At 45.2% G+C, this 9,030-nt stretch carries 9 protein-coding genes and 2 pseudogenes; 10 read left to right on the forward strand and 1 reads right to left on the reverse strand.

The annotated features are described in order from the left end of the window. The coding region (locus SSCH_RS12925) for a hypothetical protein (protein WP_044665826.1) at positions 1 to 333 on the reverse strand (333 nt) is incomplete at its 3' end. A gap of 241 nt (positions 334 to 574) precedes the next feature. Here SSCH_RS12925 and SSCH_RS12930 point away from each other — a divergent pair. The 10 genes and pseudogenes from SSCH_RS12930 to SSCH_RS12965 all read left to right on the forward strand — a co-directional run. After that, positions 575 to 2,056, forward strand: coding sequence for an AAA family ATPase (locus tag SSCH_RS12930; RefSeq protein ID WP_044665827.1), 1,482 nt, complete (start codon positions 575 to 577; stop codon positions 2,054 to 2,056). A 25-nt stretch (positions 2,057 to 2,081) separates the two neighbouring features. Continuing rightward, positions 2,082 to 3,086 (forward strand): annotated as a pseudogene (locus SSCH_RS12935) (CinA family nicotinamide mononucleotide deamidase-related protein); the annotation flags it as partial. A gap of 37 nt (positions 3,087 to 3,123) precedes the next feature. Then, positions 3,124 to 3,354, forward strand: coding sequence for a CinA family protein (locus tag SSCH_RS22065; RefSeq protein ID WP_408645738.1), 231 nt, complete (start codon positions 3,124 to 3,126; stop codon positions 3,352 to 3,354). 2 nt (positions 3,355 to 3,356) lie between these two features. Continuing rightward, positions 3,357 to 3,935: an RNA 2',3'-cyclic phosphodiesterase gene (gene thpR, locus SSCH_RS12940; protein ID WP_044665828.1), complete on the forward strand. Its 579-nt coding sequence runs from the start codon at positions 3,357 to 3,359 to the stop codon at positions 3,933 to 3,935. Positions 3,936 to 4,023: 88 nt separating this feature from the next. Beyond that, positions 4,024 to 5,070, forward strand: coding sequence for a recombinase RecA (gene recA / locus SSCH_RS12945; RefSeq protein WP_044665829.1), 1,047 nt, complete (start codon positions 4,024 to 4,026; stop codon positions 5,068 to 5,070). Between the two features lie 224 nt (positions 5,071 to 5,294). Beyond that, positions 5,295 to 6,845: a ribonuclease Y gene (gene rny, locus SSCH_RS12950; protein WP_232294473.1), complete on the forward strand. Its 1,551-nt coding sequence runs from the start codon at positions 5,295 to 5,297 to the stop codon at positions 6,843 to 6,845. A gap of 214 nt (positions 6,846 to 7,059) precedes the next feature. Beyond that, positions 7,060 to 7,563 carry a hypothetical protein gene (locus tag SSCH_RS12955; RefSeq protein WP_044665830.1) on the forward strand — a complete coding sequence of 168 codons (504 nt, stop codon included), beginning with the start codon at positions 7,060 to 7,062 and terminating at the stop codon, positions 7,561 to 7,563. A 14-nt stretch (positions 7,564 to 7,577) separates the two neighbouring features. After that, on the forward strand, positions 7,578 to 7,730 hold the full coding sequence (locus tag SSCH_RS19530; RefSeq protein WP_198142468.1) for a hypothetical protein: 153 nt from the start codon (positions 7,578 to 7,580) through the stop codon (positions 7,728 to 7,730). A gap of 5 nt (positions 7,731 to 7,735) precedes the next feature. Further along, positions 7,736 to 8,518 carry a TIGR00282 family metallophosphoesterase gene (locus SSCH_RS12960; RefSeq protein ID WP_044665831.1) on the forward strand — a complete coding sequence of 261 codons (783 nt, stop codon included), beginning with the start codon at positions 7,736 to 7,738 and terminating at the stop codon, positions 8,516 to 8,518. 90 nt (positions 8,519 to 8,608) lie between these two features. Continuing rightward, positions 8,609 to 8,755: pseudogene (locus SSCH_RS12965) on the forward strand (stage V sporulation protein S); the annotation flags it as partial. Between the last annotated feature and the right edge of the window lie 275 nt (positions 8,756 to 9,030).

Consider the following 9,030-nt stretch of genomic DNA (forward strand, 5'->3'; position numbering starts at 1 on the left):
CAACATCTTGCTGCGCCGTGCTTTGTTGATTACTGCTATATACAGCTTTTTAATCGGTTCCAGTTCCATTCCAATAGAACTGTGACGGATGGTATCTGCCGAGGGTGGCCTCTGTTTCCTGGGTAGAAGCTTTTTAAAACTCTCTTTTGCTCTGCGCTCAAGTTCTTCCAAACTTTGCACCTGCAAAGCAAAGCCTATCAGAAGTGTTACCCAGATAGTACCCGGTTCTATCTCTGGATCTTTTCTTTCATCTTTTGCCCATTTTGTACAGCCCTCAGGCAGGAATACCTTGTTGATGTATCGAAGAAAATCTTTGAGCCACCGTTTCGACATCGGTGGTAACACCTCCTGGAAATGATGATTTGATCGTTGTTGCTTCCAGGAGGTTTTTGTCATTAGTTATGTTTTTTCCTGCCTGTTTGGTTTAAAAAATGCGAATTAATAAAATTTTGCTTTTATACTGCGTTGCTTGCACCGCAAGAACTTAGGCGATCACCTGCGGAGTTTCTGTTTATGAAGTGATTCCTCACCTGAACCAGTTAGGGGAGCAGGAGAAACCAGGGAGTGATAGCAATTGATTAAAGAACTATGTTTAGGTGCCTCTATAGCTGTTTTGATTTTTTTGATTTTAATGGGACAGAATATAATTCCCATACTGCTGCTGGCAGGGCTGGGGTTCTTCATTTTTATGCTGATGGATAAAAAAGGCCTGGTTACCAGTTCCCAGTTTACAGGGTACAGCAGTCAGGTTGATTTCACATTTGATGACATCGGGGGGCAGGCTCCCGCGAAACAGGAACTGAAGGAAGCCCTGGATTTTGTGCTGCATGCGAGTAAAATAACAGATATGGGTATCCGACCGCTAAAAGGTATCCTGCTCACCGGTCCGCCGGGCACAGGGAAAACGCTGCTTGCCAAGGCAGCAGCCGCTTATACCCGTTCAGTTTTTATGGCAACATCAGGCAGCGAGTTTATCGAGGTCTATGCCGGAGTTGGTGCTCAGCGTGTACGCCAGCTGTTTAAAGCAGCAAAGGAACGGGCCACAAAAGAAAAAAAGGATGGCGCTATTATCTTTGTGGATGAGATTGATGTCCTTGGCAGTCAGCGGGGAAGCCATACGGGACACATGGAATACGACCAGACATTGAACCAGCTGTTGGTGGAAATGGATGGGGTGAAAAATGATGACGATGTTCGCATTCTTGTGATGGGAGCCACCAACAGGGATGATATGCTGGACCCCGCATTATTAAGACCCGGGCGTTTTGACAGAATTGTACGTGTTGATCTTCCGGATAAGGCGGCACGCCTGCATATCCTGAAGATACACTGTCGGAATAAGCCCCTGGCTGATGATGTATCTTTAGATGATATTGCACAGGAGAGCTTCGGTTTTTCAGGAGCCCACCTGGAGAGTGTGGCCAATGAAGCGGCAATCCTGGCTTTAAGGGAAAAATCACCTCTTATTCACCAACACCATTTCAAAGAAGCGGTTGATAAGGTGATGATGGGTGAAAAACTGGACAGGAAGCCCAGTGATGGTGAGCGCTATCGTATTGCTGTCCATGAAACAGGCCATGCCTTGCTCAGTGAATTAAACAGACCCGGCTCTGTGTCTCACATCACAGTAACAACTCGCGGCAAGGCCTTAGGATATATGAGGGCGGTACCGGAGGATGACTTGTACCTGTATACCAGGGACTTCCTGGAGCAGCAGATCCAGATTTGTGTGGCCGGGGCAGTGGCTGAAAAAATTGTTTTGAACTCACAAAGCACCGGAGCCAGCAATGATTTTCATGAAGCTGTAAAATGTGCGCGGCAGATCATAACAGCAGGCCTTTCTTCTCTAGGGGTGATTTGGGAGGAGATTATTCCTCGTGAATGTTATCATCAGGAGATACAGGAGATCATCAGCCAGCAAGAGAATATCGTGGAGAAGATTTTAGACAGTAAGCTGGCAGCACTCAAAAAGATAGCACAACTGCTGGTGGATGAGGAGTACCTCAGTGGTGATGGACTGCGGGAAATAATCGGGGGAAGAGAAGTCCTTAATTAAATATTTGTATGAGGGTTGGTGTTCCATGACAACTAGGGTGGAAATAATTTCAACAGGCAGTGAGCTCTTACATGATAAAACAAAAAATACAACAACACCGTTTCTGATCAGCCAGTTAACAGAACTGGGATATGAAATAAAAAGGATCAGTACCGTTGATGATGGAATCGAAGAAATAACGGGCGCAGTGCTTGAAGTACTGCGCCGTGCTGATCTCATTTTTATAACAGGGGGTTTAGGGGCAACCCCTGATGATGTAACAAGGGAAGCTGTGGCTGAAGCACTGAACATGCCTATGGAGTTTAGATCAGATCTCTGGGAGGAAATTCAGCACTATTTTAAAAAACGCGGTTTAACTGCAACATCGATCAATATGAAACAGGCATATCTGCCGTGTGGGGCGCATTCTCTTCGTAACTCCCTGGGAACGGCTCCTGGCATCTTGATCCCTTATGATGAAGGCCTGACCATCGTTGTTCTCCCAGGCCCACCGGCTGAAGCGCGGGAAATGTTTTTACATGAGGTGAAGCCCTATATAATCAAACACTACCCTCCACCTGTCTACCATACGGTTTATACCTTCAAAATCTGTGGCTGCGGGGAGACCATTGTTTGTGAAAGGCTAAAGGATGTAATAGCAGAAGCCAGGGAACTTGATATCAAGTGCGGCTTTCTATCAGGTCCTGATGAGGTGCAGTTAATTCTGGAATTGAGTGATCAGAAGAGCGAAAAGAATGACCTGCTCAAAGAACTGGGTGAGCAAATAGAGACCCTTTTAGGCCGCGATCTCTATGGAGTAAATGAGGAGACCCTGATGGGGAAAGTGGGGGAGCTCCTTGCTGAGAAAGGTTTTACAGTGGGTGTTGCCGAATCTTGTACCGGAGGCCTGATCACAAGTTACCTGACCGATGTGCCCGGAAGTTCTCGCTATGTACGGGGTGGAGTTGTCGCCTACAGCTCTGAAGTCAAAGAAAAGGTCCTTGGTGTAAGCCCTAATACTCTGGAAGAATATGGTGCGGTAAGCCCTGAGACTGCCAAAGGAAATGGCCGGCGGTGTGCGCCAACTGATGAATGCCTCCTTCGGTTTGGCGACTACCGGTTTGGCTGGCCCCGAAGGTGGAGAACCAGAAAACCCTGTAGGAACAGTTTACCTGGGATTATCAACACCCGAAGGAGAAGAACTCGCCCAGAAAATCTACTACCCTGGGGTAGGAAGGTCGACATTAAAGACAATTGCAGCAAGAAGAGCACTGGATTTCCTGCGGCGGTATCTAATAAATTCTAATGAGGCTGATTAGTTTTGAGTGATCTGACACGTTCTTTTATAGCTGTTTTACTGCCGCCATGGATTAAAAGGGGTATTTATCAATCCACTGCATCGCTATACCAATTACCACTTGATATAAGGTGGGTAGAGGAAGAAAACTATCATCTTACCCTGAAGTTTTTCGGTTCCCTTACCTGTGAAGAGATCCAAAAAGCAAAGAGATTCTTAGAGACCTTGACAGCAGAGATAAAAACCTTTAATTTACAGTGCGGGGAGTTGATGGTCTTTCCCAACTGGCGCCGCCCACGGGTTCTTTCTCTATCTCTAAAAGGGGAGATCAAACTCCTTCAGGATTTATGGCATCAATTAGAAACAGGTTTAGCCAGCATCGGTTTTCCGGAGGAGAAGAGAAAAAGATTCAACCCCCATATAACTCTTGGAAGATTTCGCAGTGGAAATGACGCACTGGAGAAGATGATCAGAGAAAGGGCAGGTCTTGTTCCTGTTGAAAAGTTTCTTGTCCGGGAAATATATTTGATGGCAAGCAAACTAACACCTGAGGGGCCGGAATATACAGCTTTGGCGAGATATCCTTTCCAGGTAAAGGAATAAGAGCCACTTTCTCCGTTGACAACGATTCCCATATAAAATATAATGTTAAAAACTGTTTCGAACATTTGTTTTGAAGGGATGTGGAGGAATGAGCGATAAACTGAAGGCTTTGGACTTGGCAGTGTCACATATTGAAAAAGCTTTTGGAAAAGGTTCTATTATGCGTTTGGGGGATACTCCGGCACAGCTCAATATTGAGGTTGTACCCACCGGGAATCTTCCGCTGGATCTAGCCCTGGGGATTGGAGGTATTCCCAGGGGGAGAGTTGTCGAAATTTATGGGCCTGAGGCCTCCGGTAAAACAACGGTAGCCCTGCACATTGTCGCTGAAGCACAGAAAGCTGGGGGAGTGGCAGCATTCGTTGATGCTGAACACGCACTTGACCCGGTTTATGCACAAAATCTAGGGGTCGATATCGATAATCTTTATGTTTCTCAACCTGACAGCGGGGAGCAGGCCCTGGAGATCACAGAAACTCTTGTGCGAAGCGGTGCACTGGATGTGGTTGTTATCGACTCTGTGGCTGCCCTGGTGCCGCGGGCTGAACTGGAAGGAGAAATGGGAGATACCCATGTTGGTCTGCAGGCACGCTTAATGTCTCAGGCCTTGAGAAAATTAACCGGCGTTATCAGCAAAACCAAAACAACAGCTATCTTTATCAACCAGATCCGGGAAAAGGTAGGGGTAATGTTCGGTAACCCTGAGGTCACCACAGGTGGTAGGGCGTTGAAGTTTTATTCCTCCATCAGACTGGAAGTCAAAAAAATCGATTTGATTAAACAGGGAACAGATGTAGTAGGCAACCGCACCAGAATTAAAGTTGTTAAAAATAAGGTTGCCCCTCCCTTTAAACAGATCGAGTGTGACCTCATGTATGGGAAAGGAGTCTCTCGAGAAGGCGGTCTTTTAGACCTCGGGTTGGATTTCGGTGTTGTTTCCAAGTCAGGGTCATGGTTTTCTTATGGTGAGGAACGCCTGGGGCAGGGCAGGGAAAATGCCAAAGAATTTTTAAAAGAACACCCAGATGTTGCTCAGGAAATTGAGGATAAGATTCGAGGACTGGCCAGTCCTGAACAGGCTGCGGCCGAGCCAAAAAACAATCAGCAGGATTCGGATGACCAGGTTTCGTCATAAGCTTTTCGATCGAAGGATATTTCTTGACATGTCCCGTAAACGATAATAGAATTTATTAAGCAGAAACAATGAATAGAACTTCTTCCACAGGTTTTTATATAGAAAAATGTAATTTGGCTAATAATCAAAATTTAATATTTGATGTGGGGAAGTTTCTAGGAAAACCGAGTTTCTACTCGGTTTTATTTTTAAAAGAAGGAATATAATGGAGGGAGGTGAAAGGTATTAATAACCTGGCGCCAACAATTTACGGAATTCTTACAGTTATTGCGCTCCTGTTGGGGCTGCTGGTCGGTTATCTGCTGCGCAAGTATCTGGCAGAGGCCAGGATTACTTCAGCGGAAGAGGCGGCTAAGCGCATTATAGAAGAGTCAGAAAAAGAAGCAGAGGCCAAGAAAAGGGAAGCAATTCTGGAAGCAAAAGAAGAAATCCATCTTGTACGAACTGAGGCCGAACGTGAGAACCGGGAGAGGCGCAACGAGATCCAGCGAATGGAGCGGCGTTTTCTCCAAAAAGAAGAAACACTCGACCGGAAACTGGAGAACATTGAGAGAAAAGAAAATGAATTGCTCAAAAAGGAACAGGATCTGGGAAACAAGAGTGATCAGCTCGGAGAGGTGCTCAACAAGCAAATAATAGAGCTGGAGCGCATTTCAGGATTGTCGACTGAAGAGGCACGAACTCTGATTCTGGACAAAGTTAAAGAAGAAGTTAAGCGTGAAGCAGCGCTGATTATTAAAGAAGAGGAGACCCGGGCCAAAGAAGAAGCTGAAAAAAGAGCACGTGAGATAGTGGCTATGGCAATCCAAAAAGGTGCCGCTGAAATTGTTGCGGAAACAACTGTTTCCGTGGTTCCACTTCCCAATGATGAGATGAAAGGAAGAATCATCGGCAGGGAAGGAAGAAACATCAGAACCCTGGAGACCCTAACAGGTGTTGATTTGATAATTGATGATACTCCTGAAGCTGTAATTTTGTCCGGTTTTGACCCTATCCGGCGTGAGACAGCACGGATTGCTTTAGAGAAGCTCATTGCCGATGGAAGAATTCACCCCGCCCGGATAGAAGAGATGGTAGAGAAAGCTCAAAAAGAAATAGAACAGAAGATCCGGGAGGAAGGGGAGCAGGTAGCATTTGAAGCGGGTGTGACCAATCTGCACCCGGAGCTGATCAAATACCTGGGAAGGTTGAAGTTCCGAACAAGTTACGGTCAAAATGTTTTAAAACACTCTCTTGAGGTAGCTTATCTGGCAGGCACCATGGCAGCAGAATTGGATGCTGATGTTCAGCTGGCCAAGCGTGCGGGTCTGTTGCATGATATCGGTAAATCCATTGATCATGAAATGGAGGGCCCACATGTTACCATTGGAGCTAACCTTGCTCGGAAATTCCGGGAAAATCCTGAAGTAGTGCATTGTATTATGGCTCATCATGGTGACCAGGAACCGGAGACCATTGAAGCGGTACTTGTACAAGCCGCTGATGCTATTTCTGCTGCACGGCCTGGAGCGCGCAGAGAAACCTTAGAGACATACCTGAAAAGGCTCGAAAAACTGGAAGAGATCGCAGATTCTTTTGATGGTGTCGATAAATCCTATGCCATCCAGGCAGGGCGAGAGATCAGAATTATGGTTAAGCCTGATCTGATCGATGATCTTCAGGCAGCTCACCTTAGCAGAGAAATAGGAAAGACCATAGAGGAAAGCTTAGAATATCCTGGACAAATTAAGGTTATTGTGATTCGTGAAACAAGGCATGTGGAATACGCCAAGTAGTTTGGAAAATTTAAGACCTGCTCTTAGCGGCAGGTCTTTTTTTATTTTAGATACAAGGAAAAGGAAAGTGATATGAGGAAGGATAATCACACTTATTGGCGAAGATATAACAGAATACTTTGATTGAGGCAATGCCGTCCATGTGGCACAGGCAGAGGATAAAAAATAGTCGATTTCCGGCATCAGACCTCTATAAGGGAGAGGGATATAAAAAGTGACAGTTTCTTATAATAAAAACAGCAGTGTACCTCATATAGCAAATTTACTGACTAATATCCTGATCCACTACCCGGAAATTGCCACGATAAAACTGGATCCAAAAACCCAGGTAGTTAAGTTTAATTTTTATCTCAAGAACATGCCTCAGCCAGTGAAGTCAATTGAACAATATCTACAGCAGTCATTACAGACGTTCTATTATCTGGAAAAAGTAGAAGCGAAATTATACTCATTTTTATTCAGGCAGCTGGATTACTTTACAATTATGGAATATCAACGAGATATTATATCTCTTTCCCAAAAAGAGATTACCCTGATTATAGCATTGCTCAGAGAGGAATTCGGAGTTTCTCTGATCACAGATGAAGATGATTTTCAGCTTATAGATGATTTGACCCTGCATGAGGAACTGGTCAGTTATATGCTGGAAAATGTAAAAGCGAATATAGAGTTGATCGCACTTAGGGACGAGGGGAAAGTGGTGGTTTACAACAAATAAGATGCTTTGCCCAGGTGGCACTATCAGAAGATGAATACAGAAGGCCGGAGCTATGTAATGTTGTAGAACCATCGGAAGCGGTTCCCGGCAACTACCGACTACCGACTACCGACTACCGACTACCGACTACCGACTTCCGGCATCTGACTTCTATTTCCAGGAGGTAAGCTTATTGCGGTTTTTGTTTCTAGGAGACATTGTTGGGCGCCCTGGCCGCCGCGCGGTAAAGGAATTGCTTCCCCCTCTCAGGGCAGAGTATGATCCACATTTGATTATTGCTAATGGAGAAAACGCCGCAGGGGGGAACGGTATTACCCGAAAAACAGCGGATGAGCTTTTCCTCTCCGGAATAGATATGCTGACCATGGGAAATCACGTATGGGACCAAAAAGAAGTCTATGATTTCATTGATCGAGAGGATAGGATAATTAGGCCGGCCAATTATCCCCCGGACACCCCCGGCCGAGGTTATGCAATAAGATGTATCGATGACAACACCAAAATAGGCATCATTAATTTATCCGGACGTATTTTTATGCAACCACTTGACTGCCCGTTTAGGTTACTTGATCACCTACTTCCTTTAATAAAAAAAGAAACCAAAGTGATCATTGTTGATTTCCATGCTGAGGCCACATCAGAAAAGTTAGCTCTGGCATGGTATGTGGATGGCCGTGCAAGTGCGGTACTCGGTACCCATACCCATATTCAAACATCTGATGAAAGGATTTTACCAAAGGGAACAGGCTATATCACAGATGTGGGCATGACAGGGCCGCGGGATTCCGTACTGGGTGTACAGGTGGAATCAGTGATCTCGAAATTTTTATCTCTCAGGCCAGTACGTTTCGAGGTTGCAAGGGGGCCAGTACAATTAAATGCCATTTTCCTGGAGATCGATCAGGAAAGAGGTACAACAGAGGTGATCAAGCGGATTAATATAATAAAAAATTAACCTTGCGAAATTTTTCCATAAATGATATGATTATAGCATTAACTGCATATTAATAATACTGGAGGGAAAAAAACAGGGGAGGTTGAGTTTGTGGAAGTATTGAAAGTGTCAGCAAAATCAAGCCCGAATTCTGTTGCCGGAGCTTTAGCGGGGGTCTTACGAGAAAAGGGCTGTGCAGAACTGCAGGCCATCGGAGCGGGCGCTCTCAACCAGGCTGTCAAGGCTGTAGCAATCGCAGCAGAACCCGCGCTCCCATTATTTAACATGTCTACATTTTAACTGTTCCGGAATTTCCATTTATAGTACTTGGAGAAAGCGTAAAAAACTTATATCTCCTGAAATCTTTGTCTTCAGGAAACGATTTTTTGATTATTTATTTTCCATGGGGCACTCTATATCATCGAATAGTCGCCTTCATACTAGCATGTGATAAAAGATACAGTGCTAGCTCCTGTCCTGATATACTCCAAGCATTACGCATCTTCTCCGCTATCTCTCTGACCGCCTAAACC

The organism is Syntrophaceticus schinkii (assembly GCF_000946815.1).
GTDB classification, from domain to species: domain Bacteria; phylum Bacillota; class DSM-12270; order Thermacetogeniales; family Thermacetogeniaceae; genus Syntrophaceticus; species Syntrophaceticus schinkii.